The organism is Arsenophonus apicola, assembly GCF_020268605.1.
Lineage (GTDB): Bacteria > Pseudomonadota > Gammaproteobacteria > Enterobacterales > Enterobacteriaceae > Arsenophonus > Arsenophonus apicola.
On sequence record NZ_CP084222.1, the window covers coordinates 598,355 to 623,681 of the forward strand.

At 34.6% G+C, this 25,327-nt stretch carries 22 protein-coding genes and 1 tRNA gene; 13 read left to right on the top strand and 10 right to left on the bottom strand.

The genetic code is table 11. The features are described 5' to 3' along the window. The first annotated feature begins 55 nt into the window (after positions 1–55). From rsmE to hemW, 9 genes are all read left to right on the top strand, one after another. Entirely contained in the window at positions 56–787 is a 732-nt protein-coding gene (rsmE, locus tag LDL57_RS02620; protein WP_180560512.1) for a 16S rRNA (uracil(1498)-N(3))-methyltransferase, read from the top strand. Between the two features lie 9 nt (positions 788–796). Then, the gene (gene gshB / locus LDL57_RS02625) at positions 797–1,768 is read left to right on the top strand and encodes a glutathione synthase (protein ID WP_180560513.1); all 972 of its coding nucleotides are present in this window, start codon (positions 797–799) and stop codon (positions 1,766–1,768) included. A 185-nt stretch (positions 1,769–1,953) separates the two neighbouring features. Continuing rightward, entirely contained in the window at positions 1,954–2,517 is a 564-nt protein-coding gene (locus LDL57_RS02630) for a YqgE/AlgH family protein (RefSeq protein ID WP_180560514.1), read from the top strand. Continuing rightward, positions 2,517–2,936, top strand: a complete 420-nt coding sequence (gene ruvX, locus LDL57_RS02635) for a Holliday junction resolvase RuvX (protein ID WP_225506977.1) — start codon at positions 2,517–2,519, stop codon at positions 2,934–2,936. Before LDL57_RS02630 ends, ruvX begins: the two co-directional genes overlap by 1 nt. An 85-nt stretch (positions 2,937–3,021) precedes the next feature. Next, complete coding sequence (locus LDL57_RS02640) at positions 3,022–3,705, top strand: YggS family pyridoxal phosphate-dependent enzyme (protein ID WP_225506979.1); 684 nt, start codon at positions 3,022–3,024, stop codon at positions 3,703–3,705. Between the two features lie 45 nt (positions 3,706–3,750). Continuing rightward, positions 3,751–4,572, top strand: a complete 822-nt coding sequence (gene proC / locus LDL57_RS02645) for a pyrroline-5-carboxylate reductase (RefSeq protein WP_180560517.1) — start codon at positions 3,751–3,753, stop codon at positions 4,570–4,572. A 17-nt stretch (positions 4,573–4,589) separates the two neighbouring features. After that, on the top strand, positions 4,590–5,171 hold the full coding sequence (locus tag LDL57_RS02650; RefSeq protein ID WP_180560518.1) for a YggT family protein: 582 nt from the start codon (positions 4,590–4,592) through the stop codon (positions 5,169–5,171). 20 nt (positions 5,172–5,191) lie between these two features. Further along, a complete protein-coding gene (rdgB, locus tag LDL57_RS02655; protein WP_180560519.1) occupies positions 5,192–5,785 on the top strand; it encodes an RdgB/HAM1 family non-canonical purine NTP pyrophosphatase in 594 nt (197 codons plus the stop codon). Beyond that, positions 5,778–6,908 carry a radical SAM family heme chaperone HemW gene (hemW, locus tag LDL57_RS02660; RefSeq protein WP_180560520.1) on the top strand — a complete coding sequence of 377 codons (1,131 nt, stop codon included), beginning with the start codon at positions 5,778–5,780 and terminating at the stop codon, positions 6,906–6,908. Before rdgB ends, hemW begins: the two co-directional genes overlap by 8 nt. Before the next feature lie 66 nt (positions 6,909–6,974). On the opposite strand, the gene LDL57_RS02665 is transcribed toward hemW, so the two are convergent. The 5 genes from LDL57_RS02665 to trmB all read right to left on the bottom strand — a co-directional run bounded on the left by LDL57_RS02665 (position 6,975) and on the right by trmB (position 12,483). After that, entirely contained in the window at positions 6,975–8,372 is a 1,398-nt protein-coding gene (locus LDL57_RS02665; RefSeq protein WP_225506981.1) for a T3SS effector SopD family protein, read from the bottom strand. A 448-nt stretch (positions 8,373–8,820) separates the two neighbouring features. Beyond that, positions 8,821–9,546, bottom strand: a complete 726-nt coding sequence (locus tag LDL57_RS02670) for a DUF2884 family protein (protein ID WP_180560522.1) — start codon at positions 9,544–9,546, stop codon at positions 8,821–8,823. 38 nt (positions 9,547–9,584) lie between these two features. Next, the gene (gene glsB / locus LDL57_RS02675) at positions 9,585–10,517 is read right to left on the bottom strand and encodes a glutaminase B (RefSeq protein WP_225506983.1); all 933 of its coding nucleotides are present in this window, start codon (positions 10,515–10,517) and stop codon (positions 9,585–9,587) included. A gap of 920 nt (positions 10,518–11,437) precedes the next feature. Next, a complete protein-coding gene (locus tag LDL57_RS02680) occupies positions 11,438–11,764 on the bottom strand; it encodes a YggL family protein (protein ID WP_180560524.1) in 327 nt (108 codons plus the stop codon). Continuing rightward, the gene (trmB, locus tag LDL57_RS02685; protein ID WP_180560525.1) at positions 11,764–12,483 is read right to left on the bottom strand and encodes a tRNA (guanosine(46)-N7)-methyltransferase TrmB; all 720 of its coding nucleotides are present in this window, start codon (positions 12,481–12,483) and stop codon (positions 11,764–11,766) included. The genes LDL57_RS02680 and trmB overlap by 1 nt, the downstream gene beginning before the upstream one ends. A 246-nt stretch (positions 12,484–12,729) precedes the next feature. On the opposite strand from trmB, the gene mutY reads away from it, so the two are divergent. The 4 genes from mutY (at position 12,730) to LDL57_RS02705 (ending at position 15,466) form a co-directional block, all read left to right on the top strand. Continuing rightward, the gene (gene mutY, locus LDL57_RS02690) at positions 12,730–13,770 is read left to right on the top strand and encodes an A/G-specific adenine glycosylase (RefSeq protein WP_180560526.1); all 1,041 of its coding nucleotides are present in this window, start codon (positions 12,730–12,732) and stop codon (positions 13,768–13,770) included. Between the two features lie 24 nt (positions 13,771–13,794). Then, complete coding sequence (locus tag LDL57_RS02695; RefSeq protein ID WP_225506985.1) at positions 13,795–14,067, top strand: oxidative damage protection protein; 273 nt, start codon at positions 13,795–13,797, stop codon at positions 14,065–14,067. A 69-nt stretch (positions 14,068–14,136) separates the two neighbouring features. Continuing rightward, entirely contained in the window at positions 14,137–15,207 is a 1,071-nt protein-coding gene (mltC, locus tag LDL57_RS02700; protein ID WP_180560528.1) for a membrane-bound lytic murein transglycosylase MltC, read from the top strand. 183 nt (positions 15,208–15,390) lie between these two features. Then, a tRNA-Phe gene (locus LDL57_RS02705) sits at positions 15,391–15,466 on the top strand. 36 nt (positions 15,467–15,502) lie between these two features. Here LDL57_RS02705 and LDL57_RS02710 read toward each other — a convergent pair. From LDL57_RS02710 to LDL57_RS02730, 5 genes are all read right to left on the bottom strand, one after another. Next, entirely contained in the window at positions 15,503–18,712 is a 3,210-nt protein-coding gene (locus LDL57_RS02710) for a hypothetical protein (protein WP_225506987.1), read from the bottom strand. A 35-nt stretch (positions 18,713–18,747) separates the two neighbouring features. After that, positions 18,748–19,218: a hypothetical protein gene (locus tag LDL57_RS02715; RefSeq protein ID WP_180560530.1), complete on the bottom strand. Its 471-nt coding sequence runs from the start codon at positions 19,216–19,218 to the stop codon at positions 18,748–18,750. 48 nt (positions 19,219–19,266) lie between these two features. Next, positions 19,267–20,370, bottom strand: coding sequence for a hypothetical protein (locus tag LDL57_RS02720; protein WP_225506989.1), 1,104 nt, complete (start codon positions 20,368–20,370; stop codon positions 19,267–19,269). 457 nt (positions 20,371–20,827) lie between these two features. Beyond that, positions 20,828–21,754, bottom strand: coding sequence for a calcium-binding protein (locus LDL57_RS02725; RefSeq protein WP_225506991.1), 927 nt, complete (start codon positions 21,752–21,754; stop codon positions 20,828–20,830). A 483-nt stretch (positions 21,755–22,237) separates the two neighbouring features. Beyond that, positions 22,238–25,303 carry a pentapeptide repeat-containing protein gene (locus LDL57_RS02730; RefSeq protein ID WP_225506994.1) on the bottom strand — a complete coding sequence of 1,022 codons (3,066 nt, stop codon included), beginning with the start codon at positions 25,301–25,303 and terminating at the stop codon, positions 22,238–22,240. Between the last annotated feature and the right edge of the window lie 24 nt (positions 25,304–25,327).

Consider the following 25,327-nt stretch of genomic DNA (forward strand, 5'->3'; position numbering starts at 1 on the left):
TCTCTATTATAGGCACAATATTTTGCTAGCATTCAGTTTATAAGGAAGCATGGTTATGCGTGTTCCTCGGATCTATCATCCTGAAGCATTAGAATCAGGCGCAATAATACGATTAAGTGATAATGCCACTAACCACGTTAGTCGAGTTCTACGTATGAGTGTAGGACAAAATATTGAGTTATTTGACGGTAGTAATTCTATTTTCGTGGCGCAAATACTCGAGGCTAATAAAAAATCAGTTATAGTGCAGCTCGGGCTGGCGACAATTGCAAACAGAGAATCCCCTTTAGATCTCCATCTTGGACAAGTTATTTCTCGCGGGGAAAAAATGGAATTCACTATTCAAAAATCAGTAGAGCTTGGCGTCAATACCATTACTCCACTACTTTCTGCACGCTGTAATGTTAAACTGGATCCCGGGCGACTGAGTAAAAAGCAACAACAATGGCAGAATATTGCTATTTCTGCTTGCGAACAATGTGGACGTAACAAGATCCCCTTAATTCGTTCAGTCATGCCTCTTGAAGCTTGGTGCATGGAAAAAGATGATGCATTAAAAATTAATCTCCATCCTAAAGCCCAATCAAGTATTAATACACTGCCTGCATCTGTAAATAAAGTCCGCTTACTCATTGGCCCAGAAGGCGGACTTTCACCAGAAGAAATCATAATGACAACTAATTACCAATTTACTAATATCCTACTTGGACCTCGGATATTAAGAACAGAAACCACTGCGTTAACTGCAATCACAGCATTACAAGTTCGTTTCGGCGATCTTGGTTAAGGAGACAAAATGATCAAATTAGGTATTGTGATGGATCCCATTTCAACCATAAAAATTAAAAAAGATAGTAGTTTCGCTATGCTATTAGAAGCACAACGCCGTGGCTATGAAATTCACTATCTAGAAATGGGCGATCTCTATTTATTACAAGGCGAAGCATACGGGCATACTAAGCAACTGATCAATATTAAACAAGATACTATGCAATGGTATGAATTTGGTGCTGAGCAAGATATTGCGCTGAAAAATCTTGATGTGATTTTAATGCGAAAGGATCCTCCATTTGATACTGAATATATTTACGCCACTTATATCCTTGAAAGAGCAGAACAAGCAGGTAGTTTAATTGTCAATAAACCTCAAAGCCTACGGGATTGTAACGAAAAACTATTTACTGCCTGGTTTGCTAAGTTAACGCCTGATACATTAGTAACCCGAAATAATAAAAAACTACGTGAATTTCATCAAAAACATGGTGATGTCATCTTTAAACCCCTGGATGGAATGGGTGGCGCGTCTATTTTCCGGCTAACAAAAGATGATCCTAATGTCAGCGTCATTATCGAAACATTAACCCAACATGGTCAGCGTTTCTGTATGGCGCAAGATTACTTACCTGCTATCAAAGAAGGTGATAAACGTGTGTTGGTTGTCGATGGTGAACCGGTTCCTTATTGCTTAGCCCGTATTCCAGCTCAAGGTGAAACGCGAGGAAATCTAGCTGCTGGAGGATCTGGGGAAGCGAGGCCATTGACAGGAAGTGATTGGAAAATTGCTAGAACAGTCGCGCCTATATTAAAAGAAAAAGGGTTAATTTTCGTTGGCTTAGATATTATTGGTGATCGCTTAACCGAAATTAATGTTACCAGTCCTACCTGTATACGTGAAATTGAAGCCGCATTTTCGGATATATCAATTACGGGTATGTTATTTGATGCAATAGAAAAACGACTAACTGCAAAACAGCAAATTAACAAATAGCTAACATTATGGTTAACTGAATAATAAAATAGGATACTATAAATGTTTTCTACTGTTATAAAATACGAATATCGTAAAGTCTACCTACGATAGAATTTACACAACCTAGTGTGTTTGATTAATTATTTTTTACCGCTTAATTCAGGTATATTTTATTGATAATTCAGGAAAATAAGTTTAATGATATGAATTTACAAAACCACTTTCTCATCGCCATGCCAACGTTATTAGATCCGTTTTTTCAAAAGTCGGTGGTTTATATCTGTGAGCATAATGAAAAAGGTGCTATGGGTTTGGTGATCAATAGACCAATCGAACAAATTTCAATCAACAGCATATTAAAAAATTTAAACATCAAAACAACAGAATACGATCATATAACTGAATTAAGTCAACCGGTTTTTTCTGGTGGCCCGATTGCAGAAGCGCATGGTTTTATTCTACATTCGCCACAAAACGGTTTTCATTCTACCTTAAAGCTTTCTGATGAAATTATGATCACCACTTCAAAAGATATTCTCGAAACTTTAGGCACCACCAAACAACCAGAAAAAACACTTATCGCCTTAGGATATTCAAGCTGGGAACAAGGGCAACTGGAAAAAGAGATGATGGAAAATAATTGGCTAACCGCTAAAGCTGATAGCAATATCATTTTTCACACACCTATTGCTGAACGCTGGCGTGAAGCCGCTGCTCTGATTGGGATTGATATTTTTAATATTTCAAATCAAGCAGGTCATGCATAATGGCAAATAGAACAATTATCGCTTTTGATTTCGGTACACTGAGTATTGGCATCGCCATCGGGCAGGAAATTACAGCAAATGCCCGTCCTTTAACAGCAATAAAAGCCAAAGACGGTAAGCCCAACTGGTTAGAAATTGAAAAAATATTACAAGAATGGCAACCTGAACTAGCTATTGTTGGACTTCCTCTCAATATGGACGGAACAGAGCAGCCAATGAGCAATCAAGCCCGTAAATTTGCTAACCGTTTGCATGGGCGCTTTGGTATTCAAGTTACATTACATGATGAACGCCTAACAACGATAGAAGCGCGAGCACAACTCTTTAATCAGGGTGGTTATCGGGCTTTAAATAAAAGCAAGATTGATTCCATTTCTGCTGTCATCATTTTAGAAAGTTGGTTTGAACAACATGCTTAGTCAGCATAATTATAATAAACTGTTACTCATAGCCACGATAATGAAGTTATGCTGTTATCCTATTTTATTTAGCATCTAAATTTTTATGAATACAATCCAACAAAATCTGGTTAATGTCAAAAATAGCATCATTCAAGCAGCTAATAAATATCATCGCTCGCCAGAAGATATTACTCTGCTTGCCGTCAGTAAAACTAAATCATGTGAGGCAATTCAAGACGCTATCGATGCGGGTCAATACCAGTTTGGCGAAAATTATTTGCAAGAAGGGATAGAAAAAATCACCTATTTTAGTCACAAACAGGATTTAATATGGCACTTTATCGGCGCGCTACAATCCAATAAAAGCCGATTGGTAGCTGAGCATTTCGATTGGTGTCATACTATTGATAGATTAAAAATAGCACAACGATTAAATAATCAGCGTCCGGCAAATAAAGCGCCATTAAACGTACTGATCCAAATTAATATCAGTGATGAAATAAGTAAATCAGGTATTGCACCAGCAGAATTAGATAAATTAGCGGCTGAAATTGTATTACTACCAAACTTAAAATTACGTGGTTTAATGGCAATCCCAGCCCCAAATAATGAACTGAGCCAACAAACGTCAATTTTTCGCAGTATGGAAAATTTATTTAATCAATTAAAAAAACAATATCCAGATATTGATACTCTTTCCATGGGTATGACCGCTGATCTTGATATTGCTATTGCTTGTGGTTCAACATTAGTCAGAATTGGCACAGCTATTTTTGGTTCCCGATAATGAATTAATTTGAAAATCAATGCGATCAATAAAAGGAGCAATATAATGCAACAGCGAAAAATTACCTTTATAGGCGCTGGGAATATGGCTCATGCGATTATCGCAGGATTAATATCTGCTGGTTATCCGGAAAATTACATTACAGCATGTTCCCCCACAGCAACAAATCGCGAACTACTGGTAAAAAAATATGGTATAAATGGAAAAAGCGATAACAGCGAAGCAAGCAAACAGGCAGATGTTATTATTCTTGCTGTTAAGCCCCAGATAATGGAAACCGTTTGTCAACCTCTAAAAGAACAGGTTAATTTTGCCAATAAATTGGTTTTGACAATTGCCGCGGGAATTCCGGCGAAACGTTATCAACAGTATCTCGCGCCTAATATAAATTTGGTGCGTGTTATGCCCAACACACCGTCTCTGGTTGGTCAAGGTGTTAGTGGTTTGTATGCCATGGATTGTGTATCAGAGGATGATAAAACCTTTGCTACAGAACTAATGGCAAGTGTTGGTAAAGTTTTCTGGCTGAATAACCAAGCCGCTATTAATGATATTATTGCCGTAACTGGTAGTGCACCCGCTTACTTTTTCCTATTTATGGAATCAATGCAACAGGAGGCTGAACGACTTGGTTTTGATAGTAAAACAGCAAAAGAGCTGGTTTTATATACCGCCCAAGGTTCTATTGCCCTAGCAGCAAGTAAATCAGATCTCTCTTTTGCGACATTAAGAGAACAAGTAACCTCTAAGGGCGGGACAACAGCTAAAGCCTTAGAGCAGTTTTATCAAGCTAATTTACCTCAGATTGTTACCAATGCCATGCGTGCTGCAATCTGCCGCGCTGAAGAAATGGAAAAACAATATTGATCTTTTAGGATAATTAAATGCAATTTTTAACTTTTATCGTACCAACCATTATTCAACTATACATTATTATTTTATTGCTACGCGTTTGGATGCAATGGGTTAGAGCGGATTTCTACAATCCCTTTTCCCAATTTGTGGTCAAAGTCACTCAACCGATCGTAGGACCATTGCGTCGTTTTATTCCAGCCATTGGTGCGATTGATACAGCAACTTTATTAGTCGCCTATATTCTTACCGTGGCCAATATTCTTTTTGTCATGTGGGCAACAAATACGCTCGCTTTAATCAGCATAACGTTACTACCTCTTAGCTTTATCCAATTATTAACCTATGCCGGCAAGTTAGTTTTTTGGCTGATCTTAATTCGAGCTATTCTTAGTTGGATAAGCCAGGGCCGTAATCCTATTGATTATATGCTTATGCAATTAACCGAACCTTTGATGTCACCTATTCGTCGGATTATTCCTGCCATGGGTGGATTGGATTTCTCAGCCATGATAGTGATGCTGATCTTGATTGCTTTAAATTATCTGCGGTTGGATATTCTGTTATTTATTGATCCGACTATTACCAGCATACTTTTTCAGTTGGCTATTTGATGTAAAGGTAAACAAACTTCATGCAAAAAGTGGTATTAGCAACGGGTAATGCCGGCAAGGTAAGTGAATTTTCTGACCTATTAAAAGAGTGTAACTTAAATATTATTGCTCAAACTGAGTTAGCTATCAGTCCGATCGCGGAAACAGGATTAACTTTTATTGAAAATGCGATATTAAAAGCACGTCACGCAGCAAAAGTCTCTGGTTTAGCGGCCATTGCCGATGATTCAGGCCTTTCGGTTAAGGCGCTAAAAGGTGCGCCCGGTATCTATTCAGCACGCTTTGCGGGTGAAAATGCTTCTGACGAAGATAATTTATATAAACTATTATCCCTCATGAAAGATATCCCGGATAACCAACGCCAAGCTCAATTCAATTGTGTCCTGGTTTATCTCCGCCATGTTGCCGATCCCACACCGATTATATGTCACGGTATATGGCAAGGTGTGTTAACCCATGAACCTAAAGGTAGCAACGGTTTTGGTTATGATCCTATTTTTTATGACACCAAACTAAAACTTACCGCAGCTCAATTAACCAAAGCGCAAAAAAATGCACTCTCTCATCGTGGGCAAGCATTAAGGATGTTATTAGGATCTTTAACTAATGCTTAAATTACCTCCAATGAGTCTGTATGTTCATATCCCTTGGTGTGTACAAAAATGCCCTTATTGTGATTTTAATTCACATACACTAAAAGGTGAGCTACCCCAACAAGAATATGTCACACATCTTCTAACCGATCTCCAGGCTGACCTGGCATTAATAAATGGTCGCCAAGTTAATAGTATCTTTATTGGTGGAGGTACGCCAAGTCTGCTCGACGCTAAGGCGATGCAATCTTTGCTTGATGGTATACGGCAAAGATTATCCTTGGCTTCCGATGCCGAAATCACCATGGAGGCTAATCCTGGCACCGTTGAGGCGGATCGTTTTAGCCAATATCAACAAGCTGGCATTAATCGGATTTCGATTGGCGTACAAAGTTTTGCTGCCGATAAACTCACTAAACTAGGCAGAATACATGGCCCCGAAGAAGCCATCCAAGCCGCTTCTCTGGCAGCAGCATTAAATTTACGTAGTTTTAATCTTGATCTGATGCATGGCTTACCTGATCAGACACTGGAACAAGCACTTTCTGATCTACGCCAAGCAATTGACTTATCTCCGCCCCATATTTCTTGGTATCAATTAACGATTGAGCCTAATACCCATTTTGGCTCTTGCCCACCGATACTCCCTAATGATGATGCACTATGGAAGATTTTTTCTCAAGGGCATCAGTTACTTAATAAAGCCGGATATCAACAATATGAAATATCGGGTTATGCCAAGCCAGGATATCAGTGTCAGCACAATTTAAATTATTGGCGTTTTGGCGATTATCTAGGTATTGGCTGCGGCGCACACGGAAAAATCTCTTTTGCTGATGGTCGTATTTTGCGAACAATGAAAACAAAACATCCCCGTGGCTATATGACGGGTCACTATCTCTATCAACAACAAGAGGTAAACCAATCAGATAGGCCTTTTGAATTCTTTATGAATCGCTTTCGCTTGCTTGAGGCGGTAGCAAGACAGGATTTTGTTGATTACACCGGTTTAGCGGAAAGTGTTATTCGTCAACAACTTGATAACGCTTTGAAACAAGGTTATATCACACAAACAAAATCGCACTGGCAGATCACCGAGCAGGGTAAGTTATTTCTTAACTCTTTGTTAACGCTATTTCTATAAAGTCATTTACATCCCATTTAGCATTGGGATGTAAATGATGGCATATTATTCTACTTTTCTGAGCAGTTATACCCTTTTATCTACTATAGTATTCCTACTCTTACCATCGGTATTATTAATACCAGGTTGAGTGATACCAAATAATTTACCCAATGTCGTATCACCAATAACCTGTTTATGGAGTGCTTGTACAGTTTCCTTGCTAATTAGAGGACTTTTATTTTCAATTAGAAACTTAATAGGATCATACATGCCATCCGGACACTCAATGGAATTACCCTTAGTCAGTAGTTGAATAAAAATATCCAAATGAGGAGGTACCGCATACAGTAGCATGGTATTTTGTCCTGTACGATTATTACCTTGTACACACAATTCTCTCAAATTGCGATAATTACCACTTTGCAATGCGTTTTTTAAAAGAGCTCCCCTAAATTCACCGTGTAAATTGTCTCTATTAGAAAATTCTAAACTCCCCTCTTTGAAGTGAGCAATAAATTTCGCTGAATCAGCACCTTCTTCGATTGTACAAAAATTTTCATGGCCATACTTAGGGTTGTCTAAGTTTTTTCCAAGCTGCTCGCGTATTATTTCATCATCACTCATACATTGGATACTTACCCTAATATGATCATCAGTACTTTCATGACCAATACCAAAAATATCAGGGTTATCAGATATATATTGGCGAAACGCCATACCTGTAGCCGCTGCACAAAAAACACCATAAGAAGTGTTTGCACTATCAACTACATTATTGGCTTGATATATTGTATGCTCTGCAATTTGTAATCGATAATCCCATTCAACATATTTATTAGGTGGATCAGCGTCAATGGTAAAATCTTTTTGGTGTTCAGGATTGGCTAACTGACGCAACTGTTCAAATTTCTGTAATCGCTCATTTAGTGAAGTATCATCGGATGATGGATGATAAATTTGAAATAATTTCTCTAAGGCCTGCGACTTCATTTCATCTTGAAAAAAATGGTTAACCCGCTCCAATAACCCCGCATTTTGTCTTATAAATTGACGATGTTCTATCTCTGTTTTAGCTGAGCAAAAGCTATCATAAGAGGTATCTGCCTGATCAGCGATAGTATTGGATTGATATATATTGTGTTGTCCAATCTTGAATTGAAAACTCCATAGTCTAGCTTCGTTAGGTGGATTAACCTCAACAGTAAACTTTGTTTGTTGTTCTGGTTTGGCTAAATCAATCAATCGTTCAAATTTCTCTAGTTGCTTATTTGGTGATGCATCATGGCGTGCTGGCTGATTAATTTGATCAAACAATGCCTCTATTGCTTGCCGCTTCACACCACCTTGAAAAAAATCTTTAATCCGATCCCATAATCCCATATATTGTGCTTCAGCCAATGTTTCTGCATTCATAACACGATTAAGTCGACTTTCATTGAAGTTATAATTGTGGTTATGACCTAGGTTCAATATGGTAGACATGAATTGTGCTCCTATCAAAGCCAAACTTTTTAGTCATTTATTTTCTATAACAGGCTTATCAGTTAAGTTTCATACTTAGTACTGTCTTTTTTATTGACATTAGCCACTAACAAAAACAGTCTATTTAACGATAAGTGTTATTATATTTAATAAATTATTTCATTTAATAGAATAGAGATATCAGGGTATAGCCTGATTTTTATCAAATAGTTAATATTTCATGGAGTAATAAACAAGCTCGTAGATTTTAATTTTTTCTCATTAAAAAACTTCACTGAAATCTAGCAAGAAAAATGTCAGAAAATTTAACCTGACTAATACCTGCAACAATAACAGGTAATAATCAGATTAAATTTTATTGATTAAAATAAATTGCGATTAAATTAAGCACTCAATTTAGTCATACCCGATTAAATTGTACGGTTAAAATAGATGATAGTTTAAAAAACTATTTCAACTTATTTAATAGATCAATACGCAGCTGTTCCATGTGGGTAATTTTGCGACAAACCTGTTGGCCAAACTGGCGAAAATTATCTTCTTGCTTTTTCCATTCCAATTCTAAATCCTGCTGTAATCCGCTTAACCCACCGAGCAAATTTTGCAGCGACTGGTTGGTATCACTACCGGTTAATAATTGTCTACGCCCCATTTCATTAATACTATCTTGCAATATTCCACCTAAACTTTCATTAAGTAAAATACGGCTGTCTGCTTCAATTGTTTTTAATCTCTGATGATGAAAGATCAAGCTATCAGCGCGTTGTTCAATAACCTTATCAATCTGTTTATCCAAATTCTGTTTTAACACATTTAAGCGATTTCTCACTTGACTGTCCTGACCCATCAACCGAACCACCAGCTTATCGAGTATTTGCTTAGCTTCCGCTAATTTCTGCTCTGTATGCTGTTTTATCCACGGCAACTCTTTACGCACCTCTGTTTGATAATTAATAGCTTGCACTCTCTGCAGCGCGGTTAATGGCATTACTTTATTATTAAATCTAACTTCACCATCAGGTGTGATCTGTAAATTGCCACTGGTGCCTTTCACTTGTATATGTTGTTTGGTAATAATAATGTCATCTTTAAGATTCGTAGAACATTGATGTCCTTCAGCCACAGCAAAAGTTGCCATCAGTAATGTACAAACAATTAGTAAAATACGTAACATATCTTCTCCTGTAACCTGCTGCTTTATATTGCCATTTGTTAAAAAACGGAGCGACCTATCCGTTGAGATAATAATTCTAAGGCAGCGCAACCTGCCAAAGAGTTCCCTGATTTATTTAATTCAGGTGACCATACCGCTACAGTAAAAGCATTAGGCACAACACAAATGATACCGCCACCAACACCTGATTTACCCGGCATACCGATACGAAAAGCAAATTCACCAGAGCCATCATACATACCACAAGTCATCATAAGGGCGTTAATTTGTCGAGCTTGGATTGGTGTGATGATCTGCTCCTTATTTAATAATCGTCCATTATTGGCTAAATAATTAAAACATTGGGCTAATTCCACACAATTCATGCTTAGTGAACAATAATGAAAATAAGTTTCTAATACTGCTAAAACATCACTCTTAAAATTACCAAAAGATTTCATTAAATAGGCAATTGCTGCATTGCGACTCGCATGCTCCATTTCCGAGCGCGCCACTTGGTTATCATAACCAATATCCATTTGACCGGTAAGTGAGCGAACAAATTCTAACATTCGTTGCTTAGGGGTGCTGAATCGAAACTGCAACATATCAGTGATGATAATAGCCCCGGCATTAATAAAAGGATTCCTTGGTATGCCCTTTTCCATTTCTAACTGTACCAATGAATTAAAAGGTAGTCCTGACGGTTCCTTACCAACCCGACACCAAATTTCATCTTCGCGGTAGCGAGTCATAGCTAAGGTAAGGCCAAGGACTTTAGAAATTGACTGAATAGAAAAACGCTCATATGCATCACCGGCCGAAAATATCTCTCCTTCGACAGTACAAACAGCCATAGCCAAATGGTGATTCGGTACTTCTGCTAACGCTGGGATATAATTTGCTAATTTTCCTTGTCCGATCAAAGCACGGACCTGCTGTAAAATATCTATGAGTAAGGTATTAGAAAGTGTTGTGTTTAAAGTTTTCATGTCTTAATACTATCCGATATTATTTTTATTTCCTATAAATTACCATGATAAAAATATAATCTATTTATCAGGTTAACTTTTATCTATTTTCTCTTGATGCTTAAATTTCACCCAATTGATGATTAAAAAATTTAATTAATTCCAAAACTCATAATTATCAAGTGCCTATTATACGGCAAAATATCACCTAGTTAAGTTAAAGAGCAAAAGCTTCTATCATTAATTATAATTTAAAAACATAATAAAATTTTAACTTATAATGCAAAACATAACCACCTATTATTAAACATCAGAAAAATTAATTAATAATTTTAACGAATTCCATGTAAAAATAGATAGTTAATTAAATACTAACTGATTATTTTTTTAGCCTATATTATAAGCATGCTAAATTTAACCATTTGAAAATATATTAATATTTTTTATATATGTATAATGGATAGAATGGCAGACATCATTTTGATTGATTCAAAGTTTTAAAAAATATATTGTTGTAATAAAGACAATATTTATTACTTAAAATAAAGAGACTAAAATAGTTATTTATTTTTTTATTCAATGAGTTAATATAAATCTAATTTTATCATCATTTATTATGATGAATTAAAAAATAAGATAGCGTAATATTTGCCAACTTTGTAATGAACCATCTGTAATTTAAAGTTATAAAAATACATTTAAAATTGCTAAATATTTCATTTGCTTTTTCTTTAATTGATACTAAGCAAAAAATAAATAACTGCTAATCTTTAAAAATATAGTTTTATAGTGAAATAATCTATTGATAAACTTATCTACACCAAAAAAGTAATCGTTAGATGTGGATTAAATAATCCCTTATATTTATTCTTCGGTTAGACAAATTAAAGATGCCAAAGACACTTAGTAACAATAATCTGTCTAATAATATTTTAAACAGATTAATCCCACCAAATATCAAATAATTCCGATGTAACCACCTTTTTCATACCTTGATTTTTTAACCACTCTTCGACTAATTTACGATGCTCTTCTGTACATTTGCCAGTTTTTTCCATACAGATTAATCCTTCCCAATCTAAATAACCACTGGCGTCCATCGCTAAACCATTAGGCTGAATAAGCTCTATAATAAAGGTATCAACCATACTATCAATCTTATCAACCGGTGTTTTAGCAGGAAAAGACCATTTTACTGAGAAACCGACCTCCTGAAATTCGTCTATATGTAGTTTTTTACGTAAACGACGGCTACGTTGCTTAGACATTATTTTATCCTCTCAAACATAAGATCAAATACACCATGACCTAATTGTTGGCCACGCTTTTCAAATTTAGTCACTGGTCGCGAAGCGGGGCGCTCAACATAATCGCCTGCAACTGACAAATTTCGATAATTACTGATTTCGCGCATTACATTTAACATATGCTCGGCATAAGGCTGCCAGTCGGTTGCCATATGAAATATACCGCCTAACTCTAATTTATGTAAAACAAGCTCAGCAAAAGGTTGCTGCACAATTCGACGCTTATTATGCCTTACTTTGTGCCAGGGATCCGGGAAAAAAAGTTGCACCATATTTAACGAATCATCTGGTAACATTTTCTCCAATACTTCAATTGCGTCATGACACATCACGCGTAAATTACTCAAGTTGGCTTCATTGGCGGCTGCCAAACAAGCCCCAATTCCCGGGGCATGGACTTCAATGCCCAAAAAATTTTTAGCCGGATTTTGTTCTGCCATGGTAACTAATGATGCTCCCATACCAAAACCAATTTCCAGGATCACCGGCGCATTATTGCCAAATAGCGAATTAAATAATAGAGGCTGGCCAGTAAAGTCTACCCCCATCTTAGGCCATAACATTTGCAGCGCATTTTCCTGACGGGGAGTTAATCTTCCCTGACGACGAACAAAGCTACGAACACGACGCATTACTTTGCCCTCGTCATTCACTTCTGGAGTAATAACATTTTTCATCATAAGTATTGAGATTATTTCTACCAATTAATACTATTCATAATAGAGACAATTATATTACGAGTAGTTGAATAAGAAAATGGCTGGTATAAGCATTACTTGATTGACGGAATAAAAGCCCTCGTCAAAGCTAATATCTGACTAAAAAGTAAAAAATATATATTCCTAACAAAAACGGCTATCGATGATAACACTACTCATATCAAAACCTAATTTTTATCAAAACTATTTAGGGTAAAGACTTTTTATATGGATACACTGCAATTTTCTCATTCTGTACTTAACTGGTATCATCGTTATGGGCGCAAAACGCTTCCCTGGCAACGAGAAAAATCACCCTATCATGTCTGGTTATCTGAGGTCATGTTGCAGCAAACACAAGTTGCTACCGTTATCCCTTATTTTGAGAAATTTATTAACCATTTCCCTGACATCACCTGTTTAGCTAATGCCTCACTAGATGAAATATTGCACCTCTGGACTGGCCTCGGTTACTATGCCAGAGCGCGCAATTTGTATAAAGCAGCACAACAAATTGTGGCAAAATATAATGGCAATTTCCCTAATAAATTTGAACAGGTTATTTCGCTGCCAGGTATCGGACGCTCTACCGCAGGCGCTATTTTATCGTTATCACAAAATCAACATTTCCCAATCTTGGATGGTAACGTAAAACGCGTGCTTACACGTTACTATGGCATTGCAGGTTGGCCCGGTAAAAAAGAAGTTGAAAACCAATTGTGGGCTCTCAGTACCCAGGTAACCCCAGCTAATGATGCGCAATATTTTAATCAGGCGATGATGGATCTCGGTGCTATGATCTGTAGTCGCAGTAAACCAAAATGCGAACTTTGCCCGTTACAAAAAGGTTGCCATGCTTTTATAAACCATAGCTGGCAAAATTTTCCTGCCAAAAAACCTAAACAACAAATTGCCGCCAAAAGTAGCTGGTTTTTGATCCTACAACATGACAACTCAATTTGGTTAGAAAAGCGCCCTCCTGCTGGTATTTGGGGAGGCTTATTTATTTTTCCACAATTTGATACGCTTAATGCACTAAATGAGTGGCTTGAGAATTCGGGTATTGTATATGACAAAATAGAACAACTCATTCCATTTCGTCATACCTTTAGCCATTTTCATTTAGATGTTATCCCCATTTATGTCACTATTAATCAATTCTCCGCTTGCATGGATGAAACGCAAGGACTTTGGTATAACTTACAGCAAGATATAAAAATTGGCTTAGCCGCACCGGTTGAAAACTTACTTAACCAATTTAGAAATTAACTTTGCCGTTTTGAGGATCACTTAATGAGTAGAACTATTTTTTGTACTTTTTTACAACGTGAAGCGGAAGGTTTAGATTTTCAGCTTTATCCTGGGGAAATAGGTAAACGGATTTTTAATCAAATATCTAAGGAAGCCTGGGGGCAATGGATGAGCAAACAGACCATGCTGATCAATGAAAAAAAGCTTAGCACGATGAATCCTGAAGATAGAAAATTACTAGAGCAAGAGATGGTAAAATTTTTATTTGAGGGGCAAGACATTCATATCGAAGGCTATACCCCACCTGAAAAATAATGGTCAACCCATCAGAATCTTGACCATTCTGATGGCTTTTTATCTGACAAACTGTGAATGATATGTGATATGAAAAAGCTGCTGCTCCCTCTCATTATTGCCCAACTTTTGCTGGCTTGCTCCAGTAAAAAAGAAGTCTCATTTCATCCTGAATACATCAAAGATACCAATGGATTTGATATTTTAGTTCAGCAATTTGCACATAATATTGAGAATATTTGGGGCATTCAGGAAGTTTTGATTGCGGGGCCAAAAGATTACGTCAAATATACTGATCAATATCAAACCCGTAGCCATATTAATTTTGATAGCGGCCGCATTACAATAGAAACTATTGCTGGCGTAGAGCCGAAAGAATACTTAAAAAAAGCAATTATTACTACCTTATTGATGGGTGATGATCCAGGCTCTATTGATCTCTACTCTGATATTAATAATATCGCTATTAGTAAAGAGCCGTTTTTGTATGGACAAGTACTTGATCAGACAAATCAACCAATCCGCTGGGAATGGCGGGCGACAAAATTCGCCGATTATTTATTGCAAAATAAATTACAGCGCCGTCAGTCAGGATTACACATTATCTGGTCAATTACCATCCAATTAGTGCCAAATCACCTGGATAAACGTGCTCATAAATATTTACCTTATATTCGTCAGGCAGCGGCAAAATATGGCGTTGATGAATCGTTGATCCTAGCAATTATGCAAATAGAATCTAGTTTTAATCCTTATGCAGTCAGTCGCTCTGATGCCATAGGTTTAATGCAGATTATGCCAAACACCGCAGGTAGAGACGTTTTTCGTACCCAAGGAAAATCGGGCCTTCCAAGCCGCAATTATTTATTTGATCCCGCCAATAATATCGATCTAGGGACTGCCTATTTATCATTGTTACAAAACACTTATCTAGGTGAAATCACTAATGCTACCTCGCGTCGTTATGCGATCATCACCGCTTATAACGGCGGAGCCGGTAGCGTATTAAGAGTATTCCACAACGATAAAAAGTTGGCAGCGCAAATTATTAATCAAATGCCACCAGGTGATGTTTACCAAACATTAGTGACTAAACATCCAGCAGCTCAATCACGTAACTATCTGATTAAGGTAAATAATGCGCAAAAAAATTATCGATAATAACTTTTTTACTTAGCTAAGTTGGTAGCCTGAAAATAAACGGCAGCATGTCTCATTGGCGAAAAAGCTTTGAACGATTTTTCTATAACACTACTTAAATTGTTGAAAAAACAAGCATAAGAAAGCTTATTGCAATAATTTTAATTGACGAAAATATTATAATCAGGTTTAATACGCCCTGTTGCCCGGATAGCTCAGTCGGTAGAGCAGAGGATTGAAAATCCTCGTGTCGGTGGTTCGATTCCGCCTCCGGGCACCAAGTTGCTAGCACAGTCATTGAAACTGAGAGTTTCAATTATTTCTTAAAATTATCCTCGATTAAGTATTCGTTTAGCGATTTAATCGCTTCCAAACTTTGCCCCATAAACTTATCCAACAAAATATAAGAATTACTCGTTAAAGAGATAACCTTTATCATAAGTTCAGCAAATTCATTTGCATTAGTAATTTCTGTTGTTTTTAGCAACATATCCATTTTTGGGATTAGCTCTTTACCTAATTCAGCATTAAATCCATAATATTCTGGATGTAATAGCAAAAAATCATCTACCGTTATTTTCTTTGAAATTAATTTAGCCAACTCTACGATAAGAGATAATATTTTATCATCAACGCCATTCTCGAGGCTCTTTTCACTATCAACTAATTTTTTTGTGTTTTCAAATAAAAGCAATAACTGCCGCCAAAACAAGTTATTTTTATAACTCTGTTCACTGGCAAGATTTAAATCATCATCACTAAGATAAACTCCAGCTTCATATATTTTAGCTTTTGGCGCTGATGGGAGATTATTTTTCACCAGATCTTTTTCTAATGAAAGAGGATGGGCGTTTACTTTTTTATTTAATTTATTTGCTAGCACTTGAGCGACGGGGATTGAACCCATTGCGCCAAAACAAGATTGCAACTCAATAGTTTCTACTTTTTGCCAGTTATTAAAACCAAGTGATTTTATGGCTAATCCTTCAATAATATTACTAAAATCCTCTCCATCCATATAATTTACTATGGTCGGTACTCCCTGTGCCTTAATAAATAATGTATTTCCTTCCAAATTGAAAATGGAATCTTTTCCCAGCAAAGAATCTTGCCGTATTGCTTGTAAATTAACTGAACCTGAAATAACATTTGAGTTTTGAAATTTACCATTTACGATATCTTCAAATTGAGAAGCCGAAACAATTCCATTATATTTCTCTGTGTATATCCCAATGCGCGCCCCATGGCTAATAACAAATTGACCCTCACCTAGACTCACCATCATACTTTTTAATTCATAATCCGTACCATAAAAAGCCACTAAGCGACCAGGTGGTAATTCTGCTAATGATATAACGCTGTTCATGTCTATTAGTTTTGTATTCTTATTGTCTATTAGCTTTATATTTGTTAATAAATTTTTAATACTTTTTTTATTATTACCAGTGGTACAGAGCGCTTTGAGATCTTGATAAAAAATTGTTGCCTGCTCATCAGTTAATTCATTAGCTTGTTTTAAAATTTTTGTCATATATTCTGGTAATTCTAAAACTTCATCTTTTAAAGATTGCTCAACAACCTCATTAATTGAGTTGTTAGGTACTTGAGAACCGATAGCTTGACCGGCATATATTTTTAGTTTATCTGATGGCATACCAAATCGTTCTAACTGACCTTCAACAAATTGGCCAATTTGTTCTGCCATAATAATACCATTGTTATTTATAAGAGAAGCACATAATTTATTATTCTCTAAACTAGAAAATAAACCATTGCCTAAACTAATCATCATAGAAATAAGCTTCCCTTCCTCAGTATTTAAAAATACAATTTCTCCTGGTTTAACAAGTAATAATTCATCCATATTGTTAATTTCACGATAACTATGTAGTACTTGCAACCACAAGCTTTGACTATTTTCAATAGCCTGATTCTGTTGTATTCTTGACAATCCTTCTGCTAACTTTTGTTTATATTCTTTATTTATTAATAATTTAGCATTGTATAACACCTCAGAAATATAATTATTATTATCTTTTGGCAATTTATTATACCAATACATTTTATGTACTATATCCCGAATTGGATTGTAGTTAATTGAATAATTAATTTTGTTTTTAAAAACTCTTTGTCCTGACAGTTCATTTAAATACCAATCTGGTTTTGTTAATATTTGAGTTCCGTCAATAACTTCAGTAGCTGACATATATGAATATTTTTTAAATTCACTAGCCGCCATTTGCTCACCAACAAAATCTTTATATTTAACAATACTATCGGCAAAAGCTAGCAGATATCTGTTTTTCCATTCTGATTCCTCTAAAATAAGTGGGCCATCTAAACTGGAACGGCTAATTTTTTTAAAGCGATGGGCTGTTAAGTCAAAAACATAATTTTTATCCCCTTTTTTGCCAATTACTGCAATATGGTTTATCGGTGTGTCATCCATTATATTATGCCAGATATATATACCTCGATATCTAATATCAGTCATTCCATGCTCGCTCATAAATTTTGTAATTGCGATCATTGATGTATCAAATTCTGCAGCTGGATTATTAATTTTTGCGGCAACTGAAGAAGTTAATTGAAGCTCAGTCAGATATTGAGCTGCTGGAATATTAATTGTTAGATTATTTGGATTGAATGCCGGTTTTATTTCCAGTAAAAATCGATTTTCATTTTCAATAGGGGTTAAACCAATATTTAATTTATTGTGTTTATGGTGAAAATCATTAGCTAACTTTGTGACTATATCTTTATCAAGTTGAAGAATTTTTCTATTAAATCTATATTTGACAAAAAGATTAATTGCTTTTACAGCGGCCACAGCGCTGCAACTAAAAGCCTCAGGAATTACTGTGCCTAGAATTTCCGCCATAATATTCATTACCCCTTCGTTTAAATAGCGTTTATAATCAGCTTCTGTATCACTAATCGACGCTTGTAAAAATGAAGGCGTTGCTGATAAAACGCTACCATAGACAATCCCAGGGATATTACCCATTAAAAATGTAAAAAAAGTATAAGGAAATGTTATATCCTTAAATCGTTCAAATAATTCAAATATTAATGCTTCATTATGGGATCTAATTAATATATCGGCTTCTTTTATATTAAAATTGATAATATCCTCAAATAAAAAAGAAAAATCATCATTTCCTCTAAATAATTTAAGTTGAGAAGGATTAATTTCACTGTAATTACTAACATGTTGTTTTATCCATAAATTTAATACATTATCATCAATAATTGAGAGTTTAAAATCACGAAAAGATGGATAACGAAGGCATTCCCCCGTCAGAAGAGATATTAATGCAATAGGTGTTTGTTCTGGAGCAATACTCTTTATAGTTTTATCAATGCCAGTTTTTGGCCCTCGATCCTCATCAGGAAAAACCAATAATAACGGGTTATTCTCTAGCAAATAGTATAAAACATCCTTTTTATCATAAATGGTTAATACATGCTCTAAAAATTCATAAAACTGCTTTTTTATTTCCTGATTTTTTTTAATATGTTCCATTTCAACAATATAACTATTTTGAATATCAGCAGAATTTATTTCACTGATAATTTTTTTGTATATTGAGTGGGATATAAAGCACCTAATACTTCATCTAATTTATAATTGGTATTTTCAGATAACCATTTTCGCTCTCTACCTAGCAAAATATCACGTATAGTATATAGTTTTTCAACAGGCGGATGAATGTTATTGATAGCAGCATTCAATTCGGGATTAAATGAAGAAGCTTTATAGCGAAATTCAACCAGATCATCTAAGCTAGTAGGATTAACATTATGCTCTTTACTTATTTTGGCTAAATATATTTCTAAATATTTTTCCAGGTTGGGCATTTTTTCTTGTAGTTTATCTTTTTCTTCTTTTAATGAATTAATATTGTTGATGAAATCAATTTGTTTTTTTAAATTAATGGCTTCTTCGTTTAAATAATTGATTAATTCAGAACTAAATTCTACTGGAAATCTTATATTAACATTCTCTCGTTTTATTAGCGGAGAACTCATCTCATTTATATGTTGAGTCAAATAATCAAAAATAGTGAAAGTAGAATACTAAGTATTGTTATTAGGAGCAGTATAACTATATATTATTTCTGTATTAATAATATCTTCTATTGATAATTCACCAAAGGCATGTTTATCAGTATCATAGATGGCATATATTTTCTGTAATGCATAAGTTTTAATAATATCCTGGGTTGGGTTAATATGATCAAAATGATATTTTATATTAAATAGTTTAGTTAATTGATCTATTTTATAAATCGATTGTAAGACTGCTTTTTCATCATTACTATCTGTATGCTGAAGTTCATAATTGATCTTTTGCTGAAAGATGTTATGTAAACTAAAACCGATAGGCGTAGGAGCTATCGCAGATAATTTACTATCAATATCAATTTGTAAAATTTTAACAAAATGATCATTAAGTCGTTCACGTCCTATATTTATTGATTTAGTAAAATCATCTAAATCTTTAATTAATTTTTCTTTTTGTCCATAAAAATCCTCTTTAGCGGCACTTAGATTTAACTTATAAAATGTGGAAATAGCATTCTCTATTTTTTCCATTTTATCAATTACTTTAGAAATAGGCCCTAAATTAATGTTAAACCCTAATTGATATATATGATTTATAATTGTCGATTTTTCAGCTAGAAATAAAATATCACGATAAAGTTTAATAGTTCTTTCATGAATGCGAATATCTTCTTTAATCATAAGATAAAGTTCATTTTCATCTTTAAGCACTGAAGCTAATTGTTTTTCATTTGTTATTTTTAACTGGAGGCAATATATTTGTTCTTTTAATCTTAAATATTCATTAGTATCTTTTATGCTAATTAAATTAGTAATATTATCTTTAGCCCGTTTGATTAAATTAATTAAAGCATCTGTTTGAAAATTTGGTTCATTTACTTCTTCTGGAAATACATCTCTTACTTCCCTTTCTTTATAAATACTCTTATTAATTAAATAATAAAAATTATCAGTATTAGCTATATTTTTTTCTAAATTAATTACCGTCACTTGTTCATCATTAACATTAACACTTTTTTCATTATTTTCAATTTTATCATATAATGTCTTTTCATCACTCAATTTATTATCAACATAAATATATTTTCCATTAGAACCATCATTTGATATTTTCATTTATATTTTCCATGACTTTCACATAATTAATAATATAAAACTTTAGTATATATTATTATGTGAAATTTACAAAAAATAACCAATTATATATTTCACAATTTTATATATGTTAAAAATATATTTTTATAATTTAGGTAGTTGCAAAAATAACAATACTCAAAAATAAATTAACGTATGATAAGAGACGATTTTTTATTAAAAAACATCTATCTTCTATAAAATAATCTACTTTAGTTATGTCATATTAATATAAGCAACCTAAAGAGCAATGAAGGTACGGTTATTATGGTCAAATTTAACGAAATAATAAATAGCAGTAGAATATTGCATAATCTCGCTTACATCATTTATCCTAGTCTAACTTTGTTATTAGCAACTTAATTAGGTAAACGACCCAGCTGTTTCGAGTCGTTTCTATCATCAATTTAATATTAATAGATTTTATTTTTTACAACATTTAAATCAAAATATCTTCGGCAAATTTGACTTCGCCGGTAATTTCAATTTTAAAATCCATTTGTCCATCACCATCATGATCTAACATTAGATTGGTCAAATTAGCTTCTTTATTATAAGCAAACAACAGCTCATTCTTATGATGCGTAAAACTATCTACTTTTTTAAACTCAATAACTTCATCACTAATTCTTCTAAAAATAGACATATCTATTTTATCTTTACCGCTCTCAAAATCAGTTATTTTATCCGCTGATTGTGGCAAAGAGTCAACGATTGATTGATAAAGAAAAATATCATTTCCGCTACCACCTAATAATTCATCAGCACCGAAACCACCCATGATAAAATCATCGTCATCGCCACCAGATAGAATATCATTGCCAGCTCCACCAGATAAATTATCATTACCGTTACCACCTTTTATAGAGTCATTCCCGTTACCTCCGGCAAGATTATCATCTCCATCATCACCGGAAAGGCGATCATTACCATCACCGCCCAAAAGAGTATCATCACCGTCACCACCGGCAAGGTTATCACTTCCGTCACCACCGTCGATATTATCATCTCCTGCACCACCTGCTATATTATCACTCCCATCTCCTCCAGATAAATCATCATTCCCGTCATCACCGGATAAATTATCAGCTCCTGAACCACCGATTATCTTATCAGCACCAGCACCCCCAACTACCACATCATCGCCTGAGTTACTATCTAGATAATCATCCCCATCACCTCCTGAAATAACATCATTTCCTGCTCCACCTAGAATACGATCATTACCGCCATAACCTAATATTTGATCACTTCCTGCATTACCATATATTTGATCATTTTTTGCAGTACCTGTTAATATATCACTATTATCTGTACCATTGATGATATTATAAGTGGTATTTTTAATCTCTGATTTATTTTGCATTAAATTTCGCCTCTATTTATCACCACAAAATATAAAAAATGAAAAATAATTATAGAAGAGCATATTATTTTAACCTTAAATAAAATCATAAAATTTTCAATTAATTATTTTAACCCTAAAATTATAACTTACACTATTATTAATGACTTTATTATAATAGTCTTATCAGATGGTTAAATTTAGTTATTATTAATAACTATCTTAATTTAATAGTATATCTAATTTTTATTTTCAATTATTTATTAATATAAAAAAACATTCATCATTAATAGAATTAAATCAAAAGAGTGAATATATTTTCTTATGGCTACATTAAAGATATTAATAATAAATATAGTAGCTAATATTATTAGCTAATAATGACTCCAATTAGATATTTGTAATCAGTACTTCAATAAAAAAATATTAGCATCTTTTATTAGCACTGTGTTAAATTACGACAGTGCCATTTTATTGAGCAAACTAATTAATATTGCAAAATCCTTACCGCCATGCCGATGGTTGGATCTTTTTTAAAGTTCCATTACAGTGTTCTTTGGCATGTGCAATCATCATGTCCGACAAAAGTGCCGTACAAGTAAAAGCATTGCCTGTACCTAATAATCTATCTTTCCAATCATTGAATTTATCTTGACCAATCAGTGTATGATCTAGATTGTGAGCTTTTTCCATTAAGGCGTAAGCATAATATCTGAGCATTTGTGGAGAATCTGACTCGGTGCCAAAAATAGTACTGGATGAATAACGATTAAAAACGGTAGATAACGCCAATAGATGCTCAGCTTTTTCTCTATCTGTACTTGATGTTAAATTGTATAAATTGATAATCTGGTCATAATTTTGTTTTTTTAAGCTATAGCCCTGTTGAAAATCAAGTAGAGGAGAGAAAATTTTAATTAATGCCTGTTGATGAGTGTCAGCTATGAGTTTTGTACTATAGGAATTGGATTTTATCGCCTCAAGAAAATATTGTTTATATTGGTGATTTAAATCGAAGCTCTCTATTAATCGATTAAACGTTATCTGATTTTCACAATTAATAAACGGTGTGGCGAAAAGAGGAAAGTCTTGTTTATAACATTGGCTCAGATTGTATTCAGCCGGACTCAAACAGTTGCCATCCTGAAAAAGAACAATGTTATCCCATTTTGTGTCCCAATCAAGATGTAACATACGAGTAAAAATACTTTCAGAAACTACTAATACTCTGCCTGGTTTTGTTGGTGACAATAACAGATAATTTGTTGCATATTTGTCTGCCCAGTCTGCATTGCCTTCATAATCACCAAAAATGTCTTTAATTTGACGGTATTGCAGTTGTTGCTCAATTTCAGGTAGTTTTAAATATTTTTCATACAGTTTATTCACAGCCGAAATCTCTATCACATTTATGCCTGGCATTCTGGCCGCTAATATGGTTTGCATAAAAGCGCTATTAGCGTGTGCTGAGGCTAGTAAATGTGGATGTTGGTCGAAATAATTGAAAAAAGGCTTAATGAGTTTAGGATGAGACTCCAAGTTATTGAGTAGTTCTAAGGAAGAGTCTGTTAAATAATTCTCTATCAGTTTATTAATAAAATTGCTAATTTCTCGATTTTTTATAAAAGGGGGCTGCCCTAACACTTCTATCAGTGGTAGCCTGGCCTGTGCAAGATTAATGTCAGTACGGTCAAGGGAATGAATAAGTTGCAGCGCCAATTTAGTTTTTAATTCACGATATCTATCATCTATGCTATTAATACTAGTTAAAAAACTACCTTCTTCATGAGCAAAATGATTAAGTATCAAATCCAAGTTAGCGTCACTCCATTCAATAAATGGATTTAGTGAAAGTGTATTGTTTAAGAGCGCACCAGAAAAATCAACAGATATAATATCGACCCCCTCCAGATTAGCATCACCTAGATTAGCCCCCCTAAAATTAATTCTACGCAAAAAAGCGCCACTAAAATCAACTCCTGCTAAGTTAGTATTTGCCAGGTTGACATTTATCAAGTAGCTATCGGTTAGATTAGCTAATTGCAAATTAGCATTTGCCAAGTTGGTATCGATGAATTCAGCTTCACTTAAATTAATTTTTGTCAGATTGGCAACTGTTAGATTAGCGTCCTCTAACCTAGTATTAGTGAAGTTGCTATTGGTAAGATTAGCGCCGGTTAAATCAGCCCTTGTCAGATCAGCCTCTAAGCCGTTAGCTTTTGTCAGGTTTACTTCTATCAGATTAGCTTTTAAAAAGTTAGTATTTGATAGTTCAGCCTCTGTCAGATCAGCTGCTGATAAGTTAGCATTACTGAAATTGGCATTGACTACATTAGCATGGGCTAAATGCGCTTTTGTCAGGTCGGCACCTGACAGATTAGCTCCGTGCATATTGTCATAAAGTATTTTGGCATCATAAAGCTTAGCCCCACTTAAGTTAGCATCAGTCAATTTGCTGTTACTTAAATTAGCTGCTGATAAGTCAGCATTAGTGAGATTGCTTTTAGTTAGATTAGCGGCGAATAAGTTAGTCTTTGTTAAATTGGCTTTTATCAGATTAGCTTGTAAGCCGTTAGCTTTTGTTAAATTAGCACCTGCCAGATTAGTGTCTAAGCAGTTAGCATTTGTCAAGTTTACTTCTGTCAGGTTAGCTTTTAAAAAGTTAGCATTTGATAGCTGAGCCCCTGTCAGATCGGCTGCTGATAAGTTAGCATTACTGAAATTGCTATTGACTAAATTAGCATGGGTTAAATGCGCTTTAGTCAGGTCAGCACCTGCCAGCTTAGCTCCATGCATATTAGCATAAAGTATTTTGGCATCATAAAGCTTAGCTCCACTTAAGTCAGCATCAATCAATTTGCTGTTACTTAAATTAGCTGCTGATAAATCAGCATTAATGAGGTTGCTTTTGGTTAGATTAGCAGCAAATAAGTTAGTCTTTGTTAAATTGGCATCTATCAGATTAGCGCTTAATAAGTTAGCCTTTGTTAGGTTAGCTTCTGGCAGGACAGCTGCACATAACTTAGCCTTTGTCAGGTTAACTTGTGTCAAATCAGCGGCAAACAACTTAGCATTTGTCAAATTAGCTTCTGCCAGATCAGCGGCAAACAACTTAGCATTATTCAGATTAACTTCTGTCAGATCAGCGGCAAATAAATTAGTATTTGTCAGATCTGCTTCTGATAGATCAGCGGCGAATAAATTAGCATTTGTCAGATCTGCTTCGGTCAAATTAGCGCCATTTAGCTTAATGTTAATTAGAATAGCCTTAATCAATTTAGACTTAGTGAGATTAGCGCCATTGAGATTGACGAAAGTGCTGTCTATGTTTTGATTAAAGCAGTGAGAAAGCTGCATGTCACTCAAGTCTCTTCTGGATAAATTGATAATCGTATTAGCTTGTCGATTTACTAATAATTTTTCCACTTGCCTAAGCGATATTTTCTCTAATTGAGTTGAAATGGTATCAGATTGAGAAGATAAATTTCTGGCGGCTTTACTAGCACCTTTTCCACCCATACCTTGCGTTTTTAAATGGTAAAGATGCTCTCGTAATGAAATAGGTGCCAACTCTAGGTTACCAGCAGCATCTCG

Bases quoted from the DNA above. Each gene is read 5' to 3' on its own strand.
- rsmE (WP_180560512.1), top strand. From the start codon at position 56: ATGCGTGTTCCTCGGATCTATCATCCTGAAGCATTAGAATCAGGCGCA.
- gshB (WP_180560513.1), top strand. From the start codon at position 797: ATGATCAAATTAGGTATTGTGATGGATCCCATTTCAACCATAAAAATT.
- LDL57_RS02630 (WP_180560514.1), top strand. From the start codon at position 1,954: ATGAATTTACAAAACCACTTTCTCATCGCCATGCCAACGTTATTAGAT.
- ruvX (WP_225506977.1), top strand. From the start codon at position 2,517: ATGGCAAATAGAACAATTATCGCTTTTGATTTCGGTACACTGAGTATT.
- LDL57_RS02640 (WP_225506979.1), top strand. From the start codon at position 3,022: ATGAATACAATCCAACAAAATCTGGTTAATGTCAAAAATAGCATCATT.
- proC (WP_180560517.1), top strand. From the start codon at position 3,751: ATGCAACAGCGAAAAATTACCTTTATAGGCGCTGGGAATATGGCTCAT.
- LDL57_RS02650 (WP_180560518.1), top strand. From the start codon at position 4,590: ATGCAATTTTTAACTTTTATCGTACCAACCATTATTCAACTATACATT.
- rdgB (WP_180560519.1), top strand. From the start codon at position 5,192: ATGCAAAAAGTGGTATTAGCAACGGGTAATGCCGGCAAGGTAAGTGAA.
- hemW (WP_180560520.1), top strand. From the start codon at position 5,778: ATGCTTAAATTACCTCCAATGAGTCTGTATGTTCATATCCCTTGGTGT.
- LDL57_RS02665 (WP_225506981.1), bottom strand. From the start codon at position 8,372: ATGTCTACCATATTGAACCTAGGTCATAACCACAATTATAACTTCAAT.
- LDL57_RS02670 (WP_180560522.1), bottom strand. From the start codon at position 9,546: ATGTTACGTATTTTACTAATTGTTTGTACATTACTGATGGCAACTTTT.
- glsB (WP_225506983.1), bottom strand. From the start codon at position 10,517: ATGAAAACTTTAAACACAACACTTTCTAATACCTTACTCATAGATATT.
- LDL57_RS02680 (WP_180560524.1), bottom strand. From the start codon at position 11,764: ATGTCTAAGCAACGTAGCCGTCGTTTACGTAAAAAACTACATATAGAC.
- trmB (WP_180560525.1), bottom strand. From the start codon at position 12,483: ATGATGAAAAATGTTATTACTCCAGAAGTGAATGACGAGGGCAAAGTA.
- mutY (WP_180560526.1), top strand. From the start codon at position 12,730: ATGGATACACTGCAATTTTCTCATTCTGTACTTAACTGGTATCATCGT.
- LDL57_RS02695 (WP_225506985.1), top strand. From the start codon at position 13,795: ATGAGTAGAACTATTTTTTGTACTTTTTTACAACGTGAAGCGGAAGGT.
- mltC (WP_180560528.1), top strand. From the start codon at position 14,137: ATGAAAAAGCTGCTGCTCCCTCTCATTATTGCCCAACTTTTGCTGGCT.
- LDL57_RS02710 (WP_225506987.1), bottom strand. From the start codon at position 18,712: ATGGAACATATTAAAAAAAATCAGGAAATAAAAAAGCAGTTTTATGAA.
- LDL57_RS02715 (WP_180560530.1), bottom strand. From the start codon at position 19,218: ATGAGTTCTCCGCTAATAAAACGAGAGAATGTTAATATAAGATTTCCA.
- LDL57_RS02720 (WP_225506989.1), bottom strand. From the start codon at position 20,370: ATGAAAATATCAAATGATGGTTCTAATGGAAAATATATTTATGTTGAT.
- LDL57_RS02725 (WP_225506991.1), bottom strand. From the start codon at position 21,754: ATGCAAAATAAATCAGAGATTAAAAATACCACTTATAATATCATCAAT.